Raw genomic sequence first — 24,662 nt, forward strand, 5'->3', positions numbered from 1 at the left:
ACGTGTCATGAACCGGAGGTTGACATGCATTTCCATCAGAACGGCTACGTGTCCGCTGACCCGCGGATCGAAGAGGCCGCCGGGTACGGAATCGATCGCAGCCAGGACCTGCCCGATGAGGTCGATGTCCTCATCGTCGGCAGCGGACCCGCCGGGATGATCGCGGCCGCCCAGCTCTCGCAGTATCCCGAGGTCAATGCCCGGATGATCGAGAAGCGCGGTTCCCGCCTGGTCATCGGTCAGGCCGATGGGATCCAGGCCCGTTCGGTCGAGACCTTTCAGGCGTTCGGCTTCGCCGAGGAGATCATGCGCGAGGGCTACCACATCACGGAGATGTCGTTCTGGAATCCGGACCCGGAGAACCCCGAGCACATCATCCGCACTGGTCGGCCCAAGGACGACGAACACGGAATCAGCGAGTTCCCGCACCTCATCGTCAACCAGGCTCGGGTTCTCGACTACTTCGCCCAGTTCGCCGTCCAGTCCCCGGGCCGGATCACTCCCGACTACGGCATCGAATTCGTCGACCTCGCCGTCGACAGCGGTGCCGCGGACTCCCCCGCGACGGATCATCCGGTCTCCGTCACAGTCCGCTACACCGCCGGTGAGCGCGCCGGCGAGGAGCGCATCATCCGGGCCGGCTACGTCGTCGGATGCGATGGAGCCCGCTCGAAGGTGCGTTCGTCCATCGGTCGCACGATGACCGGTGACCAGGCCAACCACGCCTGGGGCGTGATGGATGTGCTCGCGAATTCGGACTTCCCCGATATCCGAACGAAGTGTGCGATCTCCTCGAAGCACGGCAACATCCTCCACATCCCCCGCGAGGGAGGACACCTGTTCCGCATGTACGTCGACCTCGGCGAGGTTCCCGAGGACGACGCGCGCCAGGTGCGGCAGACGAGCATCGACGAGATCATCCGCCGGGCGAACGCGATCATCGCGCCCTACAGCCTCGATGTGAAGAACGTGGCCTGGCATTCGGTCTACGAGGTCGGACATCGTCTCACCGATGCCTTCGACGACACCGACGAGACCGACCCGGGCTCCTCCTGCCCTCGGGTGTTCATCACCGGCGACGCCTGCCACACGCATTCGGCGAAGGCCGGGCAGGGCATGAATGTGTCGATGCAGGACGGGTTCAACATCGCATGGAAGCTCGGTCAGGTCGTCTCGGGCCGGTCGTCGACGGAGCTGCTGCGGACCTATTCTGCCGAGCGTCAGGTGACGGCGAAGAACCTCATCGACTTCGACAAGGAATGGTCGACGCTCATGGCGACCCCGCAGGAGGAGCTTCCCGACAAGGCTTACCTCGAGGACTTCTACGTCAAGACCGCCGAGTTCCCCGCCGGCTTCATGACCGAGTACACAGAGTCGATGATCACGACATCCTCGAAGCATCAGGACCTGGCCGACGGGTTCCCGATCGGCAGACGGTTCAAGTCCGCACGCGTCCAGCGCAGCTGCGATGCGAACTTCATCCACCTCGGTCATGAGGCCAGGGCCGACGGTCGCTGGCGCATGTACGTCTTCGCGGATCGCGCCGCGCCGACTTCCGGTGAGGGCGACGCCGGAACCGCCAGGTCGAAGGTCGAGGCCCTGGCGTCGTGGCTCGAATCCGATCCGGCCTCCCCGCTGGTGGCCTATCGGCGGGAGGGTGAGGACCTCGACGCCCTCATCGAGCTCAGCGTGGTCTACCAGCAGGAGCACAAGGAGTTCTCGTTCCCCGATGTGCCGACCGTCTTCCGCCCGCACGTGGGTGCCTTCGGCCTCGAGTACGTGGAGAAGATCTATGCCGCCCTGCCCGATGAGGACATCTTCGCCGCGCGCGGGATCAGCCGTGACGGCGCCGTCGTCGTCGTGCGACCCGACCAGTACGTGTCCGGCATCTTCCCGCTCGAGGCACATGCCGAGATCGGTGAGTTCTTCGCCGGAGTCTTCGCCCCTGTGAAGTGAGCTCTCATGCGGCGGGGCCGTGGTGCTTCTTCGAGCAGCGTTTGAGTCGTGCTCGTCGGTGCCGGGTCTTTCGGGCTTCGGCGGTCAATCCGCAGACTCCGGCCGCGACGAAGCACAGACTGCCGAGGATCCAGAAGACGAAGCCCGGCGCCGGATAGGCGATCTCCATCCCGCCGGCGGGAAGACCGCTTGCAGTCTGCCCGTCCCAGATCAGGAACGGCGGGTCGACGACCATCTGCAGCAGTCGCAGGCACAGCACTGTGCCGAGGACGATCGCGGCCACCGACCACCATTTGGATGCGGCGAGCAGCCAGGCCGTGACCGCACCGGCGAGGATCACGATCCAGAGCAGGAGGTAGACCTCGTCGAGGTCATTCATGTCGATGGGCGACAAGCCGAGGGAGGTGACCCGGATCCGCGTCGAATCCGGGTCACCGCTGTCGAGGACGGGAACGACGATCGTGATCATCCAGCACGCCACCGCGCCCAGCGGCAGCACTCTGGCCGCGAGATTCAGTCGTCGACCGCCGTCACTGTCTGGTCTGTCCATGAGAACGATTCTCCGCGGTTCTCATGTGCCGGATGTTCCGGTGATGTTGCAGATCCGACACCGCCCGGACCGTCACCGCCAGGGGCCGTTCAGTCGGGACCGAAGACCATGAGCGCCAGCTGCTCTTCGAAGGGATTGCCTGCGAGGCAGTCTGCCGAGGGGCGCAGATGCCGGTTGCGTCTGCGCCATTCGGCGATCTGTCGGGCACGGGTGCAGTATCGAGGCGGAAGCTTCCGGGGAAGCTCGGCGGGCGGTTCGATCCTCACGGTCTCGCTGGACCGGTGTTCCGGAAGCCCGGGCTCCTCCCGGGCCCCGGGTCGCTCCGGCTCGAGGAACCGGGAGAAGACCATCCTCCAGTCCTCTGCCGGCGGCAGCGGCCCGGCGGAGTCCGCGCAGGGCCCGGCGCGGGGGTAGCGCATGCGGCGCACGACCGGCGGGGTCATCACCTCGTAGGTCCGTCCGCCGGGTGTCGTGACCGTCAGTCCCTCAGCGGTGGCATCGTGCCTCCAGCCCGGATGCTCCTTCGCATAGTTGCAGGCCGCACACAGTCCCGAACCGTTCTCCCAGGTGGTCTGCCCGCCATCGGCGTACGATTCGGCGTGATCGGCGTGTCTGATGGGAGCATCGCACCAGGGGGTGCGGCACACGTCGTCGCGGAAGACGATCATCTGACGCAGCCTGCCGGAGAACTCCCGGCCGCGCGCTTCCATCCTCACCAGCTGTCCGTCCTCGGGCCGGGCGAAGAGTCTGCTGACGAACACCCGCGCCTCATTCGCGGTGACGAACTCGCGAGCCGTCTTCGCAGGCAGCGGACCGTATCCGGGCAGCCAGGCGGGCACCATTCCGTCGGAGAGCAGTGATTCGGCCTCGACCAGCATATGGATCTCCGCGGGCACGGCCGACGCCGTCGCCTGTCCGCTCAGTCGTTCGACGAAGGTGTCGGCGATGACCTGCTGCCGGTTCCGCCCGTTCGCCGAGCCGCCGGCGATGATCGTGTCGGCTCCGGACTTGAGGCTCTCAAAGGCGGCGAGCGCCTGCGGCATCGGCAGTATCGCCGAGACCCGTCCCATGGCGTCGTCGAGCGGAGTGAGACTCACCCGCCGGTGCGACGCCGCCTTCGCCGCGCGCTTCGCAGCCGCCTCGGCGTCCATTTCGCAGCTCATCGCCCGCACTTCGGTGCGCAGGCTGCGCAGTCCCGCCGGTTCCAGACTGCGCTTCATCCTGGAGTCGACTCTGCGGCGGTCATCGGGACGGAGCACTGCGGTCTCCTCGACCATGATGCGCGCCTTGTCCTCGGAGATCCTGCCCATCGCCAGCGCCTCGAACGTCTGGGGCATGCCGTTGACGACCGTGCGGGCCGTGCTCAGGAACTTCCGCCCCGAACCGGGCGAGACCCTCTTGGCCAGACCGACCTCATCGCCGGCGCGGACGCCGCATTCACGCGCGGGCACCCCATTGGTCCGGTCCCGTTCGCGGCGCAGCTTCTCGAAAGCCACGGCCTCTCTGGCCTGGACCGACGCGACAGTGGCTCTGAGTTCTTCGAGCGCAGTGATCCTGGCAAGCGTCTCTGCCTCGGTGCCGCCGGTGGGCAACGCACGCAGGCAGGCTCCGAACCGAGCGATCTCGGCCAGCGGATCGGGCCTCTCCATCGGGTCCCGGACGGTGTCGGCGTCCATATGAAGACGGTACCGCGCGGCACTGACACAGCCGAGAACCGAAGGCTGCTCCTACCGGACCCCGCGCTGGATCCGGTTGAGGACCATGTCCATGGCCACGATGTTGTGGCCGCCGTCGGGAATGATGACGTCGGCGTTGCGCTTCGAGGGTTCGACATACAGTTCGTGCATCGGCTTGACCGTGCCCAGATACTGGTCCTCGACCGACTGCAGGGTCCGTCCGCGATCGACGACATCGCGCTTGATCCGACGCAGCAGACGCACATCGGCATCGGTGTCGACGAAGAGCCTGATGTCGAGCAGACTGCAGATGCGAGGCTCCGCGAAGATGAGGATCCCCTCGACGATGATCACCGATGAGGGCTCGACCAGGGTCGTGTCATCGCTGCGATTGTGGATCGAGAAGTCGTAGACCGGGCTCTCGACCGGTCGGGAGGCCCGCAGCGCCGTGAGATGGTCGACGAAGAGATCGTTGTCGAAGGCGTCGAGATCGTCGTAGTTGACCTTCTCGCGCTCCTCGTAAGTCAGCTCGTCGCGCCGTCTGTAGTAGTTGTCGTGGTAGAGCACGGAGGGCGGGCCCTCGCACTTGTCCAGCAGCGCCCTGGTCAGCGTCGTCTTTCCGCTGCCGGTGCCGCCGGCCACGCCCACAACCAAAGTCTCCACGGTTCGGTTCTCCTCCTCGGCTTCGCTCCTCCCCAAATCTATACCAGCCGGCTGCGAGCGCACTCCCCCCGGTTTCCGTTCGGCTCACCGGATTCGGTTAGACTCGGATCGCGCTTCAAGGGCGCGCACGGAAGTTCCTTCGAGCAGATTCCAGGGAGGTGGTAGTCAATGGATTCCGACAGTCGATTGTGCCCCCTCCCCCACCTCCGCTGACGCCTGCCGGACTCGCACGCGTCGACTCGACTCTGCTTGGAGTACGTCATGACCTCTGTCCTCGACGCCGCCACCATCCGCTCACTGACCGACAACCGCGACCTCGCCGCCCTCGGTGCCGCCATCCGCGGTCTCGGTCCGAATGCGACCACCGAGCTCATCGCCGAGCTCTCGGCCACCGAAGCCGCGATCGTCTTCCGACTCCTGCCCAAGGACGAATCCGTCGAGGTCTTCGACGACCTCGACCGCGGCACCCGGTCCGATATCATCGATGCCCTCCACACGGAGGAGCTGAGCACGATCTTCAGCGACCTCGACCCCGAGGATCAGGGCCGCCTCGTCGATGAGCTGCCCGCCAACGTCACCACGAAGCTGCTGAGCGCTGTCCCCGCCTCCGACCTCGGCGCGGTGATGGCGATCGCCGGCTACGGCCGGAATTCGATCGCCCGCCGGATGTCGCCGACTGCCGTCATCGCATGGACGAACGACACCGTCGCCGAGGTGACCGGGCGACTGCGCGACACCGAGGTCGACCTCGAGGACGTCCGCCTCATCCCCGTCCTCACACCCGACCGTCGGATCGTCGGCACTCTCGATGCCCTCGAGCTCCTCCGCTTCGCGCCCGCCACCTGTGTGGACGAGTTGGCAGTGCCCGTCGAGGAGATCACACACACTGATGACGATATGGAGGCTGCCGCCAGGGCCGCCCTGCGCGAGGACGTCACGGTCCTGCCCATCGGCGATCGTGAGGGCCGCCTCGTCGGGATCCTGCCGATCAAGGACGCCGCACGCATCATCGCCGAGGCCGACGAGGAGGACTACGCGCTGTCCGGCGGCACACAGCCGCTCTACCGCCGGTATCTGCCGACCTCGATCCTCACGATCGCGCGTACCCGCATCGTATGGCTGCTCGTGCTCGCGATCTCGGCGGTGCTCACCGTCCATGTGCTCGAGATCTTCGAATCGACGCTGGCCGAGGTGGTCTCACTCGCGCTCTTCATCCCGCTGCTGACCGGCATCGGCGGCAATACGGGCTCACAGGCCGCGACGACTGTGACCCGGGCGCTGGCGATGGACGAGATCGGTCTGCGCGACTTCCTCCGGGTAGCCGGCAAGGAGCTGACGACAGGTCTGCTGCTCGGTGTGCTGCTGGCCGTACCGGCATTTGCGATCGCCTCTCCTCTCTACGGCATCGAGATCGGTGCGGTCATCGCGCTCACGCTCACGGTCAACTGCCCGATCGCGGCCGTGGTGGGTGGCTCGATCCCGATCGCGGCCAAGGCGTGCAGGGTCGATCCCGCGGTCGTGTCGACGCCGTTCATCTCGACCTTCTGCGATGCCAGCGGACTGCTCGTGTACTTCACCATCGCCATCGCGCTCCTCGGGCTCTGAGCTCGATCCCCCGGCCCGGGTTCACCCGAGGCTGCGTGTCAGCTGGGTCCACAGCTCCTGGTCGAAGCGGCGTCGGCCGAGCAGCCCGGCCATGTGCCTGACCGCATTGTCGACCTTGCCGCGCCAGACCTCGATCGCGGTCTTCGCATCCGAGCGGCTGAGGGAGCGGAAGATCGCTCGGTCGTCGCTGACGATGCGGTCGCTGGCCGGGGAGTAGTCGAGCTGGAGGATCGAGATGAACAGCCGCAGGCGCAGCGTGAGCGATTCGAAGGTGCGCGCCGATTCGCGCAGTCCCGAAGCCCGGGCCAGCTCCTGTTGGAAGTGCAGATCAGCGTCCTCGACGTCGATTCCGCTGCGGGTCGGCGCCGAGGCCTCGACCTGTCGCAGCGCCAGCTGCACGGGGACGAGGTAGCGCTGCGGACGCAGAGCCAGCGATCTCAGCACGACTTCCCCGATGGCCATGCGCGCGGCGTAGAGGTCGAGCACGTCGACGGTCGTGATGAGCGGGATCCGGGCTCCTCCGCGAGAGCCGTCGAGCAGCTTGTCATCGACCATCCGACGCAGAGCCGCGTCGACGGAGGCACGGGGCACGCGCATGCGTCGGGACAGCAGCCGCGGATTGATCCGATCGCCGGGGTCGTAACCGGAGTCGATGATCTCCTCACGCAGGGCGATCGCCAGGTGCTCGGTGATCGAACGAGTCTCCTTCGGCAGCCACGAAGATATCTCCATTGAGTCAGAAGTAATAGAAGTTCGTCTCGGCTCGATCTGCACCGATTCGCGCCACAGCACCCCCTCGAGTCCATGCCTGACGCGGGCAGCGAGCTGATCGAGCAGAGAGCCGGGAATGTCCTGGCAGCCGGCGAGCACGCTCTTGAGTTCGGCGACGAATTCCACGAAGCCTCTGTGCACCCTCGCACGGGGTCCGGCTTCGGCGACGGTGTCGTCCGGGACTTCGCCCAGGGGGTCGAAGACGAGGAGCTCCTCATTCTCCTCCCCCGCGAGCAGCGCCAGCAGATCGGCGGTCGGGGTCTGTCGATGCTCACTGCCGAACCGCTGTGCCCAACGTTGGACACCAGCCGAGCGCAGCGCCGCCGCGATCCCGGCGATGCGCCTCTGGATCCGCCGAGGCGGCACTGCCGGTCGGCCGTTGCTGTCGTCGCCACCAGTGTCGACGGCGCGGAAGCCGAGGATGACGAGGGGGAATCCGCTGGCCGCGAGGACGAGTTCGCGACCTCCGGTCACCTCGGCGACGGGGACGGTCAGCGAACGCACGGACCGGGAGACGATGCTCTGACTCAGACCGGTCGCCTCCGACAGCGCGCGGGTCGAATAGTCCCGTCCCGAGATCCTGGCCCCGGCGGTGGCGACCAGCGCCTCGACGACTTGATCGGCCGTAGCCTGGATCGGAGGGCGCCCGCTGCGGGGACGGTCCGCGAGGTCGCTCCGGCCCGCCCAGCGTCGCAGCGTCGACGGTGAGGCACCCGTGCGCGCGGCCACCTCGGCGATGGTGTCCGTCTTCAGAGCCGCCACCGCGGCACGACGGTCCTCCGGGGAATACATGTCACCATTCTAATACTTCTGACTCAAATACGCGTATGGGACACTTCGACCTCTTCACCACCCGAATTCCGCGGCGCATACTGAGGTCAAAGCTCCACGGTCAGCGTCGATGCGTGAGAGCACCGCCTACGACAGACAGGGAGCACAGTTGCTGCACACCGATACCGATCTCGATCAGCTCACAGTCCGGTCGATCGACACCGTCCGCAAGTGGCTGCGGGTGGCGACGGCGAAGACGGCGGCGAAGAATCCGGCCGCCGAACGGCTCTCCGCGGTCCTGTCCGACGACAACGGCCTCGACTTCACCGTCGGGTTCGTCGATCGCGTGGTCCGCACCGATGACGTGCACGCTGCCGCCGACGCCCTTGCCGAGGTCGGCAAGCTCGCGCCCGAGACCATGTCGTTCCTCGACCGCGCGCAGATCAAGGCCGGAGCGGCCCTGGCCAAGGTCGCCCCTCAGGTCGTCGTGCCCGCCGCCCGCGCCCGGCTGCGCCAGATGGTCGGCCACATGGTCGTCGACGCCCGCGACAAGCAGTTCGGCAAGACCGTGGCCACGCTCACCGGCGATGGCCACCGGCTGAACATCAACCTCCTCGGCGAAGCCGTGCTCGGCGACACCGAAGCCGATCACCACCTCGAGGAGACCCACCGTCTGCTCGCCCGCGAGGATGTCGACTACGTCTCGGTCAAGGTCTCCTCGGTCGCCTCCCAGATCTCGATGTGGGCCTTCGACGAGACCGTCGACTATGTCGTCGATCGCCTCCGCCCCCTCTACAGCCAGGCGGCGAAGGCTCCGACCGGAGCGAAGTTCGTCAACCTCGATATGGAGGAGTACCAGGACCTCGAACTCACGATCGCGGTGTTCACCCGCCTGCTCTCCGAGCCGGAATTCAAGAACCTCGAGGCCGGCATCGTCATCCAGGCGTACCAGCCCGATGCACTCGGCGCGATCCAGCGGCTGAGCGAGTTCTCCGCCGAACGCGTCGAGAACGGCGGCGTCGGCGTCAAGGTCCGCCTCGTCAAGGGCGCGAACCTGGCGATGGAGACCGTGCACGCCGAGATCGCCGGGTGGCCGACGACGACCTGCGATTCGAAGCAGTCCACGGACGCGAACTACAAGCGGGTCCTGCACTGGCTGTTCACCCCGGAGCGGATGAAGGGGCTGCGCATCGGCGTGGCCGGCCACAACCTCTTCGACATCGCCTTCGCCCACCACCTCTCCGTCGACCGTGAGGTCACCGACCGCGTCGAATTCGAGATGCTCCAGGGCATGGCCAGCGAACAGGCCGCCGCGGTGACCGAGGACGTCGGAGACCTCCTCCTCTACGTTCCGGCCGTGCATCCGAAGGAGTTCGACGTCGCGATCTCCTACCTCGTCCGCCGTCTCGAGGAGAACTCGGCGAGCGAGAACTTCATGTCCGGCATCTTCGACCTCGCCAACGGCAACGATGTGTTCAAGCGCGAGGCCGACCGCTTCACCGCCTCCGTCAAGCAGCTCGAGGACACCCTCGAGGCCGACGGCGAGTCCGCCCCGGCACCGAACCGCCGCCAGGACCGCTCGGCCGAGACGCTCGGTGAGACGTCTGTCCCGACGGAGTTCTTCAACGAACCCGACACCGACCCCTCTCTGCCGGCGAACCAGGCGTGGGTGCGGAAGATCATCGCCGAGGCGACCGCGCCCGGTTACCTCGACGATCGTCCGAACGCTCCCGCCGTGGAGTCGACTGCCGAACTCGATGAGATGATCGCCCGCGGCCGGGCCGCCGCAGCGGACTGGCGCGAGCTCGGGGCCGCCGGCCGGGCCGAGATCCTTCACCGGGCCGCGGACATCTTCGCCGCCCGTCGCGCGGAGTTCCTCGCCGTCGAAGCCGCCGAGGTGGGCAAGATGCCTGCACAGTCCGACCCCGAGGTCTCCGAGGCGATCGACTTCATCCGCTACTATGCGCTGAATTCCCTCGAGCTCGAGAACCTCGAAGGGGCGACCTTCACCCCCGATGAGATGGTCGTCATCACCCCACCGTGGAACTTCCCCGTGGCGATTCCCACCGGCGGCACCGTCGCGGCTCTGGCGGCCGGTTCCGCTGTCATCCACAAACCCTCGAAGCCGACGCCGCACTGCTCGGCGCTCATCGTCGACTGCCTGTGGCAGGCCGGTGTCCCCCGCGATGTGCTGCAGCTGTGCGCCCCGATCGAACGAGAGCTCGGCCAGCACTTGGTCTCGCATCCCGACGTCGACCGGGTCATACTCACCGGTGCGTCGGAGACCGCTGCCCTGTTCAAGTCGTTCCGGCCCGAACTCCACGTCAACGCGGAGACCTCGGGTAAGAACGCCCTGGTCATCACACCCGCCGCGGACCGTGACCTCGCCATGGCCGACCTCGTGCATTCGGCATTCGGACATGCCGGGCAGAAGTGCTCGGCCGCCTCGCTGGGCATCCTGGTCGGGTCGACCTACGACTCCGAGCGCTATCGCAGTCAGCTCGTCGACGCCGCTGCGTCGATGGTCGTCGACTGGCCTGCCAACCTCTCGTCCACGATGGGCCCGCTGACCGAGGATCCCTCGGACAAACTGCGGCGCGCGCTGACCTCGCTCGAGCCCGGCGAGTCGTGGCTGCTCGAGCCCAAGCAGCTCGACGACACCGGACGCCTCTGGAGCCCCGGCATCAAGGACGGCGTCAAGCCTGGATCGTTCTTCCACCTCACCGAGGTCTTCGGTCCGGTGCTCGGCCTCATGCACGCTCGTGACCTCGACGAGGCCATCGAGTTCCAGAACGCGGTCGACTTCGGCCTCACCGGCGGCATCCACTCGCTCGACCCCGAAGAGGTCGCCACCTGGCTCGACCGCGTCGAGGTCGGCAACGCCTACGTCAACCGCGGCATCACCGGTGCCATCGTGCGCCGGCAGTCCTTCGGCGGCTGGAAGCAGTCTTCGGTGGGTCTGGGGTCGAAGGCCGGCGGTCCGAACTACCTCATGCTCTTCGGCCACTTCGCTGACGACCCGGCCTCCCTGCCGGGTGCCCAGGGCTCCGCACAGAGCCTCGAGGCGGCGAAGGCCGATGACCGGCGGTGGAACGACTGCGAGTTCGGGGCCGCGAAGGATCCGTCACAGCTGAGCGCCGAGGCGAACATCTTCCGGTACCGTTCGCGCCCGGTCACTCTGCGCGTGACGGCCGAGGCGAGCCTGTTCGACCTCGAGCGGTCCCTGCACGCGGCGCGGACCGTCGGCTCGACCGTGCAGCTTTCCGTCGCCGAGGATGTGTCCGCCGATGTGAAGATCGCCGTCACGAACGCCGGGGTCGCGGCGCGTACGGAGTCGGCACAGGGCTTCGCCGAGATGGTCGGCCAGGGGCGCTACGACGATACTGTGGGTGCGCGCATCCGCATCCTCGGTCGTCTCGAGGACGAACTGCTGGCCGCGGCCGCTCCTCGTCCGGAGGTCGCCCTCATCGACGAACCCGTGACGTCCTCGGGGCGGGTGGAGCTGCGGTACTACGTGCAGGAGCAGGCGGTGTCGATGACGCTGCACCGCTTCGGCAACCCCAGCCGCGACTTCCACACCCTCGCGGCCCAGCTCAAGGCCTGAGCTTTCAGCGCTGCTGACTGACGGCGGCCGCGCAGCCTCGAGTGAGGCTGGGCGGCCGCCGTCAGTGGTTGAAGACCGTTCAGACCGTGACGGCGACCTGTCCGCGCATGAGCACGCGTGCGGTGCGGAACAGGGAGGTCGCCGTCACCGTCTTCTGCTCAGCGTCCCAGACAGCGGAGGCGGTGACGACTCCGGAAGGGGTTCCGAGACGCACTTCGGGGCCCGACGCAGGAGTCTCCGCACGGGTGATGATGCGGTTGACGATCGTATCGGGAATGAGTGCGGCGGCGGCCAGGCACATGGCTCCGGTTCCGGGCACGGCCTTGTGCGTCTGGCCCATGGAGATCATGCGCACCGGCAGATCGGAGTCCTTGGCCGCCAGCTTCGTCCCGTCCAGCAGGGTCGTCGGCGTCTGCGAGGTGACGATCGCGACTTTCGGAACGACCTGCGGTGCCTCCTCCGGGCTCTGGCACAGTCCCATGCGGACCGCGGCTTTCCGGCGCAGCTCGGCGATGAGCAGCATCGACGGCCGGTTCGCGTCGATGGCCTCCGGTGACTCATCACCGTTGAGGCCGATCGCCGCGGCCGGCACGATGACGACCGGAAGCGTGGCATCGACCATGGAGACCTCGAACCGTGCACCTCCGACCTCGATGGGCTCACTCGGCCGACCCGTCGGCAGCAGATCTGAGGTGCGGCTGCCTGCCGGGTCGGGATAGATGAGCTCGATCGGTGCCGCCCTGCCGCTGACGCCGGGAAGCTCGAACGCTCCTTCGACGGCGGCCTGGCCGTCCTCGACCGTGAGGCCCACATCGACGAACTGCCCGGTGTTCGAGTTGAACAGGCGGAACACGTGCCACCCGTCGGCTGCGGTGAGCAGCCCGGACTGCAGGGCGAAGGGCACAACCCCCGACGAGAGGTTCCCGCAGTTGCCGGAGTAGTCCACGACCGCCTCGGCGACGGCGACCTGGGCGAATGTGTAGTCGAGATCCACTCCGGGACGCCTCGATGCCGAGACCACCATCACCTTCGACAGGGAGGAGATGCCCCCGCCCATCCCGTCGAGCTGTCGACCGAACGAGTCCGGGGATCCGAGCGCGGAGCAGAAGATCGCATCCCACTGGCTCGCATCCCCGTCGTCGCCGAGTTCGGGCAGCGCATCCGAACGGAAGAAGAGGCCTTTGCTCGTACCGCCGCGCACGAAAGCGGCTTCGATCCAGCGGGTCATGGCTCCAGAGTAGTCACTTCACCGACTTCGGCACGATGACCATGGCCGCGAAGCCGAGCACGGCAACCACGGAGAAGAGGTAGAAGCCCCAGGGGTAGGCGATGCCCGCGGTCACGAGCGCACCCGTGATGAACGGCCCGACGATGGCACCGATGCGGCCGATGCCCGAGGCCATGCCGAGTGCGGTGCCGCGCGCCTGCGCCGGGTAGATCGCGGAGACGAAGGCGTAGACGAGCACCTGCGCGGAGAAGACGAAGACGCCGGTGATGAAGACCGCGAGGTTGAGCAGGACCTGACTCGTCATCGGAATGCTCAGGGCGGCGAGGAAGACCGCGGCGAGGACGAACCACATGAGCACGATCTTCTTCGTTCCGTGCCTATCGGCCAGCCAGCCGGCCAGGATCAGTCCGACGACGGCACCGATGTTCATGACGAAGAGCATGACGAGGGAGTCCGAGACCTCGTAGCCGGCGTCGGCCATGATCTTCGGCAGCCAGGTGTTGAGCCCGTACACGAGCAGGAGGCCCATGAAGCTCGACGCCCACACACCGATGGTGACCAGCGCGAGCTTGCCCTCGAAGAGCCCGGCCATCCCCGTCTTGACCGTGGACTCCACCGTCGCCGAGGCGGCCGCCGGATTCCGCTTCGCCTCCTGAGCGGCGAGGAACGCCTCCGACTCGGGCAGCTTCCACCACAGCAGCGGAACCATGACCAGGCCCGCGACGCCGCCGGCGACGAAGAGCAGATGCCAGTTGTGCGAATAGGCGACGGCGAGCAGCGAGATGCCGACGGCACCGGCATGGTAGCCGGTCATCGTCAGGGTCGTCGCCTTGCCGGTCTTGCCCGACTTGTTGTATTCGCTGATATAGGCCAGGCAGCTGGGCATCACGGCGCCGAGGAAGAGGCCGGCGATGAACCGGAACAGCGTGAACAGAGCGACGTTCGGGGCGAAGGCCACGAAGAGGGTGAAGAGGCTGAAGCCGATGACGCAGCCGATGATCGCCCACCGACGTCCGATCCGGTCGACGACGGGGCCGACGGATACGGCGCCCAGGCCCACGCCGACGAGGCTGAGCGTGGCCACGAGGGTGGCCGCCTCGGGGGTGAATCCGATCGCCTCGGTGGCGAGCAGCTCGGGGATCACCGCGCCGAGGACGACGAGGTCGAAGCCCTCGAGGGCGACGGCGAGCCAGCAGAGGACGGCAGGCCACCGGCTCGCCGAACTGGCGGCAGCGGCGGGCGCGGAAGGAGCGGTTGAGGACATCGGTGTCTCCGAGTGGTAGGCGGGTCGGATCAGAACGGGTACGGGGCGATGGACGAGCGCATCGTCACCCATTGGGTTTCGGTGAAGGCCTCGATATTGGCCTCGGCCCCGCCGAAGCGGGAGCCGTTGCCGGAGTCCTTCATCCCTCCGAAGGGGACGTTGGCCTCGTCGGAGACGGTCTGCTCGTTGATGTGGACCTTGCCGGTGTCGACGAGGTCGGCCAGGTCCATGGCCATGCCCACGTCACCGAGGATGCCCAGCGAGAGCCCGTATTCGCTGTCGTTGACCATCTCGGCGGCTTCCTCGAGGGTCGAGAACCGGGCCACGGGGGCGACGGGGCCGAAGATCTCCTGCGACCAGGCCGGGTTCGAGGGGCTGAGGTCGGTGAGCACGGTGGGCGGGACGAAGGCGCCTTCGCCCGTTCCTCCGGCGACGAGCCGGGCGCCGTCGGCGGTGGCCTTGTCGATGATCTCGCGCACGTGGGTGCGCTGCTTCTCGTCGATGATCGGCCCGATCGCGACGTCCTCGGTGGCGGGGTTGCCGACCGGCAGGTTCCGCGCGCGCTCGGCCAGCTGTTCGACGTAGTCGTCGTAGACGGACTCGTGGACGAGGTGGCGACCGGTGGTCATGCAGATCTGCCCCTGGTGCATCCACGAGCCGAACGCTCCCGCCGAGGTGGCCGGACCGACCTCCGCGCCGGGCAGGACGACGAGCGCATTGTTGCCGCCGAGTTCGAGGTGGCAGCGCTTGAGGAGGCGCCCGGCGGCCTCGCCGACCTTGCGGCCGGCTGCGGTCGAACCGGTGAAGGAGATGACAGAGACCTCGGGCGCGGCGACGACGGCTTCACCGGCGTCGAGCCCGCCGGGCAGGACCTGGAGCAGACCGTCGGGCAGTCCCGCCTCGGCGAAGACCTTCGCGATGGCCACTCCGGCGCACACGGCGGTGCGCGGATCCGGCTTGAGCAGGACAGCATTGCCCAGGGCGAGCGCGGGCGCGACCGAGCGGATGCCGAGGATGAGCGGGAAGTTGAAGGGCGCGATGACGGACACGACTCCTGCCGGAACACGGCGGGCGAAGGACCAGCGCGGTTCGTTCGAGGTCAGCACCTGTCCCTTGGGGTGGCTGGGCAGGGCGGACGATTCGTAGCAGATCTGTTCGGCGGAGCTGATCTCCAGTGCGGCCTTGGCCGGGATGGAGCCGGCTTCTCGGACGATCCAGTCGGAGAGCTCCGCAGCGTGTTCGGCCCACAGGGCTCCGGCGCGGCGGAGTACGGCGGCGCGTTCGGCCGGGGTCGTGCGCGCCCATTCCTTCTGTGCGGCGGCCGCGCGGGCAGCGGCTGCGTTGACGTCATCGGCGCTGGCGGTGCCGAGGCGGCCGAGGGTCTCTCCCGTGGCCGGTTCGATGACGTCGTAGGTCTCCCCCGCGCCGTCGGCCCAGGTGCCGGTGAAGATCTTCTCGTGCCAGTCGGATCCCAGGAACGTGTTCTCACTCATCGTCTGCCTCACTTCTTCTCAGGACGGGTCTTCTCGGTGTTGACTTCGATCAAGCTGGCCTGCCCGCGGCCGGCGCGCTCCTGTGCCTCGGCGAGCAGCCGGTCGAGTTCGGCGGCGTCCGCGGCGTGTGCGGCGGGCATCTGGTAGCCGGCGGCGATGGAGACGAAGTCGACCTCGCCGAGATCGAGTCCCGGGGCCTTGTCGACGCCGAGCATGTCGGCGAACCAGTCGAGTGCTCCGTAGGTGCCGTTGCGCAGCAGGACGATGATGACGCCGATGTCCTCCTCGACGGCGGTGCGCAGGGCCGAGATCGAGTAGTGGGCGGAGCCGTCGCCGATGATCGCGACGACCGGACGGTCGGGGTCGGCCAGGGCGACGCCCATGGAGGCGGGCAGTCCCCAGCCGAGCCCGCCGGAGGCCGGGAAGAAGTAGGAGCCGGGCTCCTCGAGGTCCATCTGCGCCCAGAACGCCGCATTCGTCGAGGTGGATTCGACGACGTAGCGGGTCTCGCGCGGCATCGTCTCGCGCAGGCCGGCGAAGACCTCCTCCGGATGGAGGACCCCGTCGGTCGCCGAGGTGACCGCAGGCGCGATCTCCCGTGTCGGTGCCATGGGGGCATCGGACTCTGCGGCTGGGTCGGCGATGTCGAGGGTCTTCGCCAGCGCGAGGAGGGTCTCGACAGGGTCGGCGATGAGGGCATCGCCGAAGGGCGCGCGAGCGGCCGCCGACGTGTCCTCGCCGACCTGGATGAGTTCGGTGGTCTCGGACAGGTACTGACCCGGCTGCCACTGGTGATAGCGGAAGACGGGGGCGCCGATGACGAGTGCGAGATCGTGGGGCCCGAGGATCTGCTCGATCGGGGCGATGCCGGCGGGCAGGACTCCGCGGAAGTTCGGGTGCTGGTTCGGAAACGGCAGACGCGACAGCGACGGGGCGGCCCAGACGGGGAGGTCGAGGGCCTCGGACAGGGCGATCGTGGTGTGCCAGACGCGTTCGTCGTCGACCTCGGGGCCGAGGACGAGGACCGGCGCCGAGGCCGACCACAGCTTCTGTGCGAGTTCACCGATGACGGCGGGGTCGACGGTCCGGGCGGAGGTGATCTGACGGGAGAGCTGGCGGATCCGGTCGGCGGGGACCTCGGCGTCCCAGTCGTCGTAGGGCACCGAGAGGTAGACGGGTCCGTGTTCGGCGGCGAAGACGGATTGGGAGAAGGCACGGGGCACATCGTGAGCGCTCAGGGGCTCGAGTGATTGGTGGACGAGCGGTTCGGCGAGCTTCGGGGCCTGCACATTGGCGAGCATGACCTCGGGTCCGATCATGTCCCGGACCTGCTGACCGGCGGTGATGACGAGCTTCGATTTCGAGATCACCGAGTTCGTCAGCGCCCCGAGGCCGTTGCCCGTGCCGGAGGCGGCGTGGAGGTTGACCAGGGTGGGACGGTTGGTGATCTGCGAGTATCCATCGGCCATCGCCACGACGGTCGCCTCATGGAGGCCGAGGATGTAGCGGGCGGGCAGATCCTTGAGGAAGGGCAGCTCATTGGAGCCCGGATTGCCGAACATCGTGGTCATCCCATGGAAGGCCATGAGCTCGTGGACTGCCTGGCGAACCGTAACTGTCGTCATCGACGTGATGCTCCTTGAAGTGATGGATCCGGGGGCACCCTCGACAGCGGACTGTGGTGCACATCTCGTCACATTAGTGACCCGAACCACCACTGGCCACACTGATCCCATTCATTGAGAATCTCGTGTCGTTACCGCTAGAATCAGGTCCATGGCGAACTCCCGATCCGGCGAATCGATGATCGATCGACTCGTCCGAGTGCTCGCCTCCTTCGACCCCGACCATCAGAGCCTGAGCACCGATGAGATCGCCGACCGCGCCGAACTGCCGAAGTCCACGGCCTACCGGCTGGTGGGCGACATGATGCGCCATGACCTGCTGCAGCGCGATCCCACCGGGCGGATCCGGATCGGCGTGGGGATGTGGGAGCTGTCGAATCGAGCCTCCGACGCCGTCGACCTCGCCTCGGTGGCCCGACCGCACATGATGGCCGTCCATGAGTTCGTCGGCGAGAACACCCAGCTGGGCATCCTGCGCGAGCGTGAGGTGCTCATCATCGAGCGGATGTCGGCGCCGAATGCGGTCGTCCACCGGTCGAAGACGGCCGGGCGACTGCCCGCGCATGCCTCCTCGTGCGGGCTGGTGCTGCTCGCCTATGCGCCCAAGCACGTGCGGGAGGCATATCTGCGGGGGCCGTTGACGGCGATCACGGAGAAGACGACGACGGATCCGGCCGCGCTGCGGAGAATGCTCTCGGCAATCCGCTCGCACCACTTCGCCGAGCTGTCGGGGCACATCGACGAGGGCACGACCGGCATCACGGTGCCGGTCTTCGGCACGGACGGTGTGGCGATCGCCGGCCTCGGCGTCGTCATCGGCTCCGAGCACCACACGGGGTCGCCTGCGATCATGCGCGCCCTGCGGACCGCCTCGGCGAGGATCACGCAGGATCTGGCCGCCGACTAGACTGAGACGGACTCAGACATCGGGAGGATCATGAGATCAGGGGAATCGGCTATGTCGCCGCAGCAGATCGAGAGCCTCCGTGCCCTGCGCCTCGACTTCTCCCGACTGCTCATGCAGCATCGCTTCGTCGTCGACGAGATGCTCACGAAGATCTCGATTCTGCGCGAGGAGTCCCTCCACGCACACAGCTACAATCCGATCGAGCACATCTCCTCGCGAGTGAAATCACCGCGGAGTCTGCTGCAGAAGGTCCACCGCCGCGGGCTGCCGCTCGAGATCGATGTCATTCGTCAGAAGATCACCGACATCGCCGGCATCCGCATCACCTGCAGCTTCATCGCCGACACCTATCATGTGCTCGAACTCCTGACCGCTCAGGATGACATCCGGGTCGTCGAGATCAAGGACTACATCGCTCGCCCGAAGCCGAACGGGTATCGCAGTCTGCACGCGATCCTCGAGGTGCCCGTGTTCCTCCGCGGCGGACCGGTGCCGGTCATCTGTGAGGTGCAGATCCGGACGATTGCGATGGACTTCTGGGCCAGCCTCGAGCACAAGATCCACTACAAGTTCAACGGAGACGTCCCCGCCCGGCTCATCGAGGAGCTCGCCGAGGCCGCTGACGCCGCCGATCAGCTCGACCGACGGATGGAGCAGCTCCACTCCGAAGTCCACGACGGGGCTCCCGACATCGATTCGGGCGAGGACTTCGATGACGAGGCGCTGCGGATCCTGTGGGATCTGAGCATGCGGGAGGGCTAGGCCTTTTGGGCCGGTAGGCTCCCAGCCGACCCGGCGCCCTGTTCGCCTCACCTCGTCTGCATAGTGGACGTTGACCGGGGATTGCCGCCGCCTCAGTGCTCGTGCCCGGCCGGCACCCCGACCTCGTCCTCCTGACCGGGGTCGATGACGACGAACTGGCCCATCATCCCCTCGTCCTCGTGCAGGAGCATATGGCAGTGGTACATATACGGCAGGTGCGGGTCGGTGTAGTCCTCGAAGCGCATGAGGAGTCGATAGACGCGGTTCGGTTCGAGGTAGATCGTGTCCTTTCGCCCGCTCATCGGCACCGGCGGGGCCTCACCGTCAACGTCAAGCACCTCGAACTGCACATCGTGGACATGGAAGCTGTGAGGAATCGGCTGTGAGCTGCGGACCTCCCACACCTCGGTGTCACCGACGTGGACGACCTCGTCGATGCGGCTCATATCCATCCTCTCGCCGTTGATCTCCCGCTCTGAGAGCTCGAACTTCCTGGTCTTGACCGCATCGGCCTCGTCCATCGCATCCTCCTCGGCCTGCCGCGACGGCGACCACGCGGGCTCGGGCGAGGCCGCCAAGTCATCGGCGGCACGGAATTCGAGGACGTCGAAGGAGTCGGACCCGCCCATCGTCGACGGAACCGCAACTCCACCGAGATCGACCTCGGCCGAACGCATCCGCACGGTCTCGCCCGGGGAGAAGCCCACGACCACCTCGGCGCGCTCCCCCGGCGCGAGCCGAAGCCGGTCCACCTGGGCGGGTTCGTCGAGGAAGCCTCCGTCGCCGGCGGTCAGGGTCATCGGCCGGTCGGGGAACTCGAAGGCATAGGTGCGAGCCGTCGACCCGTTGAGCATGCGCAGGCGGACCTTCTCGGTCGTGACCTTCTGCACCCCTCCGATGGTGCCGTTGACCATGACGGTGTCGCCGAGCATCCCGGGTTCGGCACCGTCGTGGGTGAGTTCGAGCTCACCGTCTCCGTCGAAGGACTTGTCCTGGACGATGAGCGGCAGATCGTCGACGCCATACTCATGCGGCAGTTCGGCCTTCCTGCTCTCATCGTCATCGATGATGAACATTCCGGCCAGCCCTCTGTACACATGATCCTCGGTCTGTCCATGCGGGTGCGGGTGGTACCACAGCGTCGAGGCGGCCTGATCGATCTGCCAGCGCGGTGTCCACGTCTGCCCGGGTTCGATCATCTGGTGCGGTCCGCCGTCCATGTCCGCCGGCAGATGCATTCCGTGCCAGTGCACGCTCGTCGGCTCGGTCAGATCGTTCTCGACGTCGACTGCGATCTCCTCACCGCGATCGGCCCGCAGCGTCGGTCCGAGGAAGTCGCCGTTGAACCCCCAGGTGCGGGTGGGCCCGTCCTGGCCGGCGAACTCCCTCGTGCCCTCCTGCGCGCTGAGGTCGAAGATGCGGACTCCGTCCTCAACGTGCGAGTCGGCAAGCGGTGGGATGGCCAGTTCGTTCGTGAACTCAGGTTCCGTCACCGAGGTGGTCGAGACTCCGCACGCAGCCAGCCCGGCCGCGACGAACAGTGAGACGGTCGCGACCGCTGCGGGTCTGCGCAGTCTCATCGTTCCTCCCGCCGACCGAGCATCGCCTGGATGCCCGCGGCTGCCAGACCGGCCAGCGCACCGACTCCCGCACCCATTGCCAGGCTGGGGATGAACGCCATGAGCATGGCGGGACCGGCGCCGATCGCCCCGGTGCCCGCAAGCAGCCCGCCGAAGGCGAGGTTGATGAACCCGTGTGCCGCGCCGCAGATGGTCAGGGTGAGCACGGGGCGGGCGGGGCGGGCGAAACCGACGGTCCCGATCCACACCGCGCCGGTGATTCCGATGAGGATGATCGCCCGGGGTGCCCCCTCCCCGAGGACCGGCCACAGCCCGGTCAGCGGCCACAGCAGGGCCAGAGAGGACAGGCCGACGATGAGCGGCCAGGACAGAGGATCTCGTGTTCGGGGTTTGTCATTCATACTCTCAACCCTCCTGCTCCGTCGGCTGCGGCACATCGACCCCGAAGCGTCAGCTGCCTTCGCCCCGAGGCGCGGGCACAGTCGCCTGCAGGCGACTGCCCGATCGACGCCGAGCGACTGCGCCGGCGCTCGAAGCTCCGTATTCTGGACCCATGGCCATCGACGATGCAGGAGAGACGGACGGGGCGGCGCGCACGCGTGAGCGCCTCGACTCCCGACTGGTCGACGCCTCTCTGGCGGTGGCGATGACGCTGGTCATCGCCTTGGTCATCGCCGCGGATTCGGCACAGACCTCACCGTTTCCCGGCCTCGTCTGGGCCGCCGGATTCGGGGCGCTCATGCTTCTGCGCCGGCACTTGCCCATCATCGTGCTCACGGTCACCGTCCTCGGCATCTTCGCCTATTACGCGCTCGACCTGCCGCCGATCGGCATGGTGCTGCCGGCCGTCGGCGCCCTCTTCTCGACTGCCGAGCTGCGTCGCACCTCCTGGGCCGTCGTCGGCGCCGCGGTCCTCGTGGCCGTGTCCTCCTTCTTTCGCTTCGACGACCTCGACCCCCGTGCCCACCTCACCGGCTACGGATTCGTTACCGAACTGGCCCTGGCCGCCGCGGCGATCGCACTCGGATCCGTGGTCCGACTGGTCCGGCACACGCGCGCCCAGGCCGCTCACATCGCCGCGCTGACGGCCGCGGAACAGACCCGGGCCGCGGCCTCACGCATGCAGTCCCAGCGGATGCGGATCGCCCGCGACCTCCATGACACGATCGGTCACACCCTGTCCGTGGCGGCCCTGCACACCTCGGTGGCCGCCGAGGCACGCGACCCGGAGGAGGCGGCGGCCGCCCTCGAACGGGTGCGCACGGCCACCTCGGAGGCGCTGCGTGAGCTGCGGGGCACGGTCAAGGTCCTCCGCGACGAATCGCTGGACGCACAGTCTCCCGCTGGGGCACTGGGTCTGGCTTCGCTCGAACGGGTGACCGAGTCCGCCCGAGCGGCGGGGCTCGAGGTGAGCGCGGAGGTCGACGTCGATGCGGCCCGGCTGCCGCGAGATGTCGATGCCGTGGCGTTCCGAATCGTGCAGGAGTCGATGACCAATGTCCTCCGCCACTCGACGGCGACTCATGTGGCCATCGCCATCGGCCTCGACGGCAGCGAGCTCGTCCTCGACATCACCGATGACGGCACCAGTCTCGCCCACGATCCGGTGGAGGGGGCGGGGATCCGGGGAATGCGCGAGCGCGTGCACCTTCTGGGCGGAGACTTCGCGGCCGGTCCCGGCGAGCGCGGATTCACCGTCCGCGCCCGGCTGCCCGCGGGCCCGCCCGCTGATGACGGGGAGAGCACATGAGCCCGAACGCACCGATTCGCATCATCATCGTCGACGACCAGGAACTGGTCCGAGCCGGCCTCCGACCCCTGGCCGAGCGCGATGAGGACATCACCGTCATCGCCGAGGCGGCCGATGGCCGAGCCGGTCTGTCCCATGTGCGTCAGCTGCGCCCCGATGTCGTGCTCATGGACATCCGCATGCCCGTCATGGACGGCATCGAGGCGACGCGGACGATCGTGACCGATCCCGCTCTCGACGGGGTGAGAGTCCTCGTGCTGACGACCTTCGATGAGGACGAGAACGTCTATTCGGCGATCCGAGCCGGGGCTGCCGGCTACCTGCTCAAGGACGTCTCCCCCGTCGATCTGCGCACAGCGATCCGCACGGTCGCCGCCGGCGACGCCCAGCTCGCACCGTCGATCACCGCCGCGGTGATGCGTGCCGTGGCCGATGGCCGCACTGCCGAACTCGACGCCGGTGTGCTCGAGGGGCTGAGCGAAAGGGAGGTCGAGGTGCTCAGCTGCATCGGTCGCGGCCTGACCAATGCCGAGATCGCCGCCGAGCTGTTCCTCAGCCCGGCCACGGCACGCACCTATGTCAGCCGACTGCTCACCCGCCTCGACGCTCGCGATCGCTCCGCCCTCGTCGTCCTCGCCTATGAAACCGGTCTGGTGCGTCCCGGTGGGCAGCCTCGGCGCTGAGGCGCTGTGTGCGGGGCCGATTCCCATCGAACGTCCTTCGATCTCTGAGAGCATGCTCTGCTTCGAGGAGTAGCCTCGAAGCAGAGTCCAAGCAGGTTGGACCTTCCGACGATGTCGAAGGTGATCGACGATGAGCACAACCAGAATCTCTGACTATCCGAAGAGCCTGCCGGTCCGACTCGGCAAGAGTGCGGCATTCTTCCTCTTCATCGCAATCCTCGGATTCCTCCTCGTCAAGGTCGTGGGCCCGATCCTGCAGACCGGACCCGAGTATGTCGTGGAGTCCCTCATCTCCGGGGTGCCGCTGCTGTTAGCCGCCGGCTGCGGTGCCGCGGCGCTGGCGGCGGCGATCGTGCGCAAGCTGCGGCACTCGATCGTGTGAGCGCGCCGCCTCACCACTGATCGTGGTCGAAGACCTGACAGAACACGCTGGTCATCTGCTCGCTGAAGAGGACGAACTGGACTTCTGTGATCGATTCCCAGCGTCCGCGCTCACGTCCTTCGACGATGACGCTGTGAGCCGCCTCGGCGACGTCTCTGGGCGACCAGCCGAAGACTCCCCCACCGATGGCCGGGAACGCGATCGAGGTGGCTCCGACCTCCTCGGCGAGGTTGAGACTCGACTCGAAGCAGGACTCAAGGATTTCTGGATCGGCCTCCCCTGCATTCCGGTCCGGTCCGACCGTGTGGATGACCCACTTCGCCCCGAGGTCGCCGGCGCTCGTCGCCACCGCCTGTCCCGGCGGCAGTCCGCGCACATGGGTGGTCTGCCTGACCTCGCGGCAGGCTTCGAGCAGTGCGGGGCCGGCCGCGCGGTGGATGGCTCCGTCGACCCCGCCGCCTCCGAGCAGACTCGAATTCGCGGCATTGACGATGGCGTCGACGGAAGTCTCGGTGATATCGCCTTCGAGTACCGTGATCTTCATGCCTCGAGTCTAGACAGAGTCGCAGGAGTTGCACACCGCCTGCGGGGTAGCCTGGAGACAGCGCGAAGGAGGCTTCATGTGCAGGCTGCTCGGTTTCATCTCCCCCACCCCGACGACCGCCGCGGATCTCATCGGTGTCGATGAGTGCCGCCAGTGGCAGTCGATGGGCAGTGTCCACGACGACGGTTGGGGAACTGCGTGGCTCGATTCCGACACCGAGTCGATCGCCCGGTTCCGCACGCCCCACGTGGGCACCGAAGATCCGCGGCTGACTCGGGCATTGGATTCGGAGGCGACGGAAGCACGGATCTGCCACCTGCGGATGGCGACGACAGGACTGATTGACCTCGAGGAGAACACGCATCCGTTCCTCGCCGAGGACATCGCTTTGGCGCACAACGGCTCCGTGCGTCCGATCGAGCGGCTGCGCGAATACGTGAGCATCGCAGAGATCGATCAGGTCGGCGGCACGACCGATTCGGCGATCATCCTCGCACTCGTTCTCCGCCGGGCCCGACACGGTGAGCCCCTGCTCGACGCAGTCACCGGCACCGTGCGCATGCTGCGGGCGGACTTCGACCATCCGAGCATCAACCTCCTGCTGCTCACGCCTGAGGAGATGATCGTCGTCCACGCCACGGCCGGCACCGAGGTGCCCTATCTTCAGGGACCGCTGCCGCCGGACCATCATGATCACTACTACCGGATGAGCTGGCAGCGCTTCGCCGACGGCGCCACGATCGTGTCCTCCTCTGGGCTCGAACACAAGGGTTGGAGCCTCATCGAGCAGAACACGATCATGCGGTTGACCGTCGCCGATGGTGCAGAGACCATCGTTCGCCTGTGAG

Annotated in this window: 20 protein-coding genes; 9 read left to right on the plus strand and 11 right to left on the minus strand. The window is 67.3% G+C overall.

All coding sequences use genetic code 11. The features are described from left to right. Positions 1 to 24: 24 nt before the first annotated feature. A complete protein-coding gene (locus IHE57_RS10775) occupies positions 25 to 1,956 on the plus strand; it encodes an FAD-binding monooxygenase (protein WP_209325616.1) in 1,932 nt (643 codons plus the stop codon). Positions 1,957 to 1,960: 4 nt separating this feature from the next. On the opposite strand, the gene IHE57_RS10780 is transcribed toward IHE57_RS10775, so the two are convergent. The 3 genes from IHE57_RS10780 to udk all read right to left on the minus strand — a co-directional run bounded on the left by IHE57_RS10780 (position 1,961) and on the right by udk (position 4,845). Continuing rightward, complete coding sequence (locus IHE57_RS10780) at positions 1,961 to 2,506, minus strand: hypothetical protein (protein WP_209325618.1); 546 nt, start codon at positions 2,504 to 2,506, stop codon at positions 1,961 to 1,963. 89 nt (positions 2,507 to 2,595) lie between these two features. Continuing rightward, on the minus strand, positions 2,596 to 4,182 hold the full coding sequence (locus IHE57_RS10785; RefSeq protein WP_209325619.1) for an HNH endonuclease: 1,587 nt from the start codon (positions 4,180 to 4,182) through the stop codon (positions 2,596 to 2,598). A gap of 51 nt (positions 4,183 to 4,233) precedes the next feature. Then, positions 4,234 to 4,845 (minus strand): uridine kinase, encoded by a 612-nt coding sequence (gene udk / locus IHE57_RS10790; protein WP_209325621.1) that lies wholly within the window; start codon positions 4,843 to 4,845, stop codon positions 4,234 to 4,236. Between the two features lie 261 nt (positions 4,846 to 5,106). Between udk and mgtE the strand changes: the two genes are divergently transcribed. Next, the gene (mgtE, locus tag IHE57_RS10795) at positions 5,107 to 6,450 is read left to right on the plus strand and encodes a magnesium transporter (protein WP_209325623.1); all 1,344 of its coding nucleotides are present in this window, start codon (positions 5,107 to 5,109) and stop codon (positions 6,448 to 6,450) included. Positions 6,451 to 6,471: 21 nt separating this feature from the next. Here the strand turns inward: mgtE and IHE57_RS10800 are convergent, their stop codons facing one another. After that, a complete protein-coding gene (locus IHE57_RS10800) occupies positions 6,472 to 8,013 on the minus strand; it encodes an FCD domain-containing protein (RefSeq protein ID WP_209373000.1) in 1,542 nt (513 codons plus the stop codon). 109 nt (positions 8,014 to 8,122) lie between these two features. On the opposite strand from IHE57_RS10800, the gene IHE57_RS10805 reads away from it, so the two are divergent. Further along, a complete protein-coding gene (locus IHE57_RS10805) occupies positions 8,123 to 11,596 on the plus strand; it encodes a bifunctional proline dehydrogenase/L-glutamate gamma-semialdehyde dehydrogenase (RefSeq protein ID WP_209373002.1) in 3,474 nt (1,157 codons plus the stop codon). Positions 11,597 to 11,675: 79 nt separating this feature from the next. Here IHE57_RS10805 and IHE57_RS10810 read toward each other — a convergent pair whose 3' ends face one another. Genes IHE57_RS10810 through mdlC form a run of 4 tightly spaced genes read right to left on the minus strand, consistent with a single transcriptional unit; the run spans position 11,676 to position 17,206 of the window. Then, positions 11,676 to 12,824 (minus strand): PrpF domain-containing protein, encoded by a 1,149-nt coding sequence (locus IHE57_RS10810; RefSeq protein ID WP_209325628.1) that lies wholly within the window; start codon positions 12,822 to 12,824, stop codon positions 11,676 to 11,678. Between the two features lie 13 nt (positions 12,825 to 12,837). After that, positions 12,838 to 14,088, minus strand: a complete 1,251-nt coding sequence (locus tag IHE57_RS10815; protein ID WP_209325630.1) for an MFS transporter — start codon at positions 14,086 to 14,088, stop codon at positions 12,838 to 12,840. 29 nt (positions 14,089 to 14,117) lie between these two features. Continuing rightward, positions 14,118 to 15,581 (minus strand): benzaldehyde dehydrogenase, encoded by a 1,464-nt coding sequence (locus IHE57_RS10820; RefSeq protein ID WP_209325632.1) that lies wholly within the window; start codon positions 15,579 to 15,581, stop codon positions 14,118 to 14,120. An 8-nt stretch (positions 15,582 to 15,589) separates the two neighbouring features. Then, positions 15,590 to 17,206, minus strand: a complete 1,617-nt coding sequence (mdlC, locus tag IHE57_RS10825) for a benzoylformate decarboxylase (protein WP_209325633.1) — start codon at positions 17,204 to 17,206, stop codon at positions 15,590 to 15,592. Positions 17,207 to 17,357: 151 nt separating this feature from the next. Here mdlC and IHE57_RS10830 point away from each other — a divergent pair, with 151 nt between their 5' ends. Further along, positions 17,358 to 18,113, plus strand: coding sequence for an IclR family transcriptional regulator (locus IHE57_RS10830; protein WP_209325635.1), 756 nt, complete (start codon positions 17,358 to 17,360; stop codon positions 18,111 to 18,113). 51 nt (positions 18,114 to 18,164) lie between these two features. Further along, on the plus strand, positions 18,165 to 18,875 hold the full coding sequence (locus IHE57_RS10835) for a GTP pyrophosphokinase (RefSeq protein ID WP_246475933.1): 711 nt from the start codon (positions 18,165 to 18,167) through the stop codon (positions 18,873 to 18,875). Between the two features lie 92 nt (positions 18,876 to 18,967). Here IHE57_RS10835 and IHE57_RS10840 read toward each other — a convergent pair whose 3' ends face one another. Both IHE57_RS10840 and IHE57_RS10845 read right to left on the minus strand, forming a co-directional pair. Beyond that, the gene (locus tag IHE57_RS10840) at positions 18,968 to 20,455 is read right to left on the minus strand and encodes a multicopper oxidase family protein (RefSeq protein WP_209325637.1); all 1,488 of its coding nucleotides are present in this window, start codon (positions 20,453 to 20,455) and stop codon (positions 18,968 to 18,970) included. Beyond that, positions 20,452 to 20,856 carry a hypothetical protein gene (locus tag IHE57_RS10845; RefSeq protein WP_209325638.1) on the minus strand — a complete coding sequence of 135 codons (405 nt, stop codon included), beginning with the start codon at positions 20,854 to 20,856 and terminating at the stop codon, positions 20,452 to 20,454. The genes IHE57_RS10840 and IHE57_RS10845 overlap by 4 nt, the downstream gene beginning before the upstream one ends. Positions 20,857 to 21,008: 152 nt before the next feature. On the opposite strand from IHE57_RS10845, the gene IHE57_RS10850 reads away from it, so the two are divergent. The 3 genes from IHE57_RS10850 to IHE57_RS10860 all read left to right on the plus strand — a co-directional run bounded on the left by IHE57_RS10850 (position 21,009) and on the right by IHE57_RS10860 (position 23,270). After that, entirely contained in the window at positions 21,009 to 22,205 is a 1,197-nt protein-coding gene (locus IHE57_RS10850) for a sensor histidine kinase (protein WP_209325640.1), read from the plus strand. Continuing rightward, positions 22,202 to 22,888 (plus strand): response regulator, encoded by a 687-nt coding sequence (locus IHE57_RS10855; RefSeq protein WP_209373005.1) that lies wholly within the window; start codon positions 22,202 to 22,204, stop codon positions 22,886 to 22,888. The genes IHE57_RS10850 and IHE57_RS10855 overlap by 4 nt, the downstream gene beginning before the upstream one ends. Positions 22,889 to 23,018: 130 nt before the next feature. Further along, positions 23,019 to 23,270 carry a hypothetical protein gene (locus tag IHE57_RS10860; protein ID WP_209325643.1) on the plus strand — a complete coding sequence of 84 codons (252 nt, stop codon included), beginning with the start codon at positions 23,019 to 23,021 and terminating at the stop codon, positions 23,268 to 23,270. A gap of 10 nt (positions 23,271 to 23,280) precedes the next feature. On the opposite strand, the gene IHE57_RS10865 is transcribed toward IHE57_RS10860, so the two are convergent. Continuing rightward, entirely contained in the window at positions 23,281 to 23,814 is a 534-nt protein-coding gene (locus IHE57_RS10865) for an O-acetyl-ADP-ribose deacetylase (protein ID WP_209325645.1), read from the minus strand. Between the two features lie 76 nt (positions 23,815 to 23,890). On the opposite strand from IHE57_RS10865, the gene IHE57_RS10870 reads away from it, so the two are divergent. Further along, positions 23,891 to 24,661: a class II glutamine amidotransferase gene (locus IHE57_RS10870; RefSeq protein ID WP_209325646.1), complete on the plus strand. Its 771-nt coding sequence runs from the start codon at positions 23,891 to 23,893 to the stop codon at positions 24,659 to 24,661. Position 24,662: the final 1 nt, after the last annotated feature.

It is taken from the genome of Brevibacterium renqingii (assembly GCF_017808105.1).
GTDB classification, from domain to species: Bacteria; Actinomycetota; Actinomycetes; order Actinomycetales; family Brevibacteriaceae; genus Brevibacterium; species Brevibacterium renqingii.

Bases quoted from the DNA above. Each gene is read 5' to 3' on its own strand.
- IHE57_RS10840 (WP_209325637.1), bottom strand. From the start codon at position 20,455: ATGAGACTGCGCAGACCCGCAGCGGTCGCGACCGTCTCACTGTTCGTC.
- IHE57_RS10775 (WP_209325616.1), top strand. From the start codon at position 25: ATGCATTTCCATCAGAACGGCTACGTGTCCGCTGACCCGCGGATCGAA.
- IHE57_RS10860 (WP_209325643.1), top strand. From the start codon at position 23,019: ATGAGCACAACCAGAATCTCTGACTATCCGAAGAGCCTGCCGGTCCGA.
- IHE57_RS10810 (WP_209325628.1), bottom strand. From the start codon at position 12,824: ATGACCCGCTGGATCGAAGCCGCTTTCGTGCGCGGCGGTACGAGCAAA.
- IHE57_RS10865 (WP_209325645.1), bottom strand. From the start codon at position 23,814: ATGAAGATCACGGTACTCGAAGGCGATATCACCGAGACTTCCGTCGAC.
- IHE57_RS10815 (WP_209325630.1), bottom strand. From the start codon at position 14,088: ATGTCCTCAACCGCTCCTTCCGCGCCCGCCGCTGCCGCCAGTTCGGCG.
- IHE57_RS10835 (WP_246475933.1), top strand. From the start codon at position 18,165: ATGTCGCCGCAGCAGATCGAGAGCCTCCGTGCCCTGCGCCTCGACTTC.
- mgtE (WP_209325623.1), top strand. From the start codon at position 5,107: ATGACCTCTGTCCTCGACGCCGCCACCATCCGCTCACTGACCGACAAC.
- IHE57_RS10780 (WP_209325618.1), bottom strand. From the start codon at position 2,506: ATGGACAGACCAGACAGTGACGGCGGTCGACGACTGAATCTCGCGGCC.
- IHE57_RS10845 (WP_209325638.1), bottom strand. From the start codon at position 20,856: ATGAATGACAAACCCCGAACACGAGATCCTCTGTCCTGGCCGCTCATC.
- IHE57_RS10785 (WP_209325619.1), bottom strand. From the start codon at position 4,182: ATGGACGCCGACACCGTCCGGGACCCGATGGAGAGGCCCGATCCGCTG.
- IHE57_RS10850 (WP_209325640.1), top strand. From the start codon at position 21,009: ATGGCCATCGACGATGCAGGAGAGACGGACGGGGCGGCGCGCACGCGT.
- IHE57_RS10800 (WP_209373000.1), bottom strand. From the start codon at position 8,013: ATGTATTCCCCGGAGGACCGTCGTGCCGCGGTGGCGGCTCTGAAGACG.
- IHE57_RS10805 (WP_209373002.1), top strand. From the start codon at position 8,123: ATGCGTGAGAGCACCGCCTACGACAGACAGGGAGCACAGTTGCTGCAC.
- mdlC (WP_209325633.1), bottom strand. From the start codon at position 17,206: ATGACGACAGTTACGGTTCGCCAGGCAGTCCACGAGCTCATGGCCTTC.
- IHE57_RS10820 (WP_209325632.1), bottom strand. From the start codon at position 15,581: ATGAGTGAGAACACGTTCCTGGGATCCGACTGGCACGAGAAGATCTTC.
- IHE57_RS10855 (WP_209373005.1), top strand. From the start codon at position 22,202: ATGAGCCCGAACGCACCGATTCGCATCATCATCGTCGACGACCAGGAA.
- IHE57_RS10830 (WP_209325635.1), top strand. From the start codon at position 17,358: ATGGCGAACTCCCGATCCGGCGAATCGATGATCGATCGACTCGTCCGA.
- IHE57_RS10870 (WP_209325646.1), top strand. From the start codon at position 23,891: ATGTGCAGGCTGCTCGGTTTCATCTCCCCCACCCCGACGACCGCCGCG.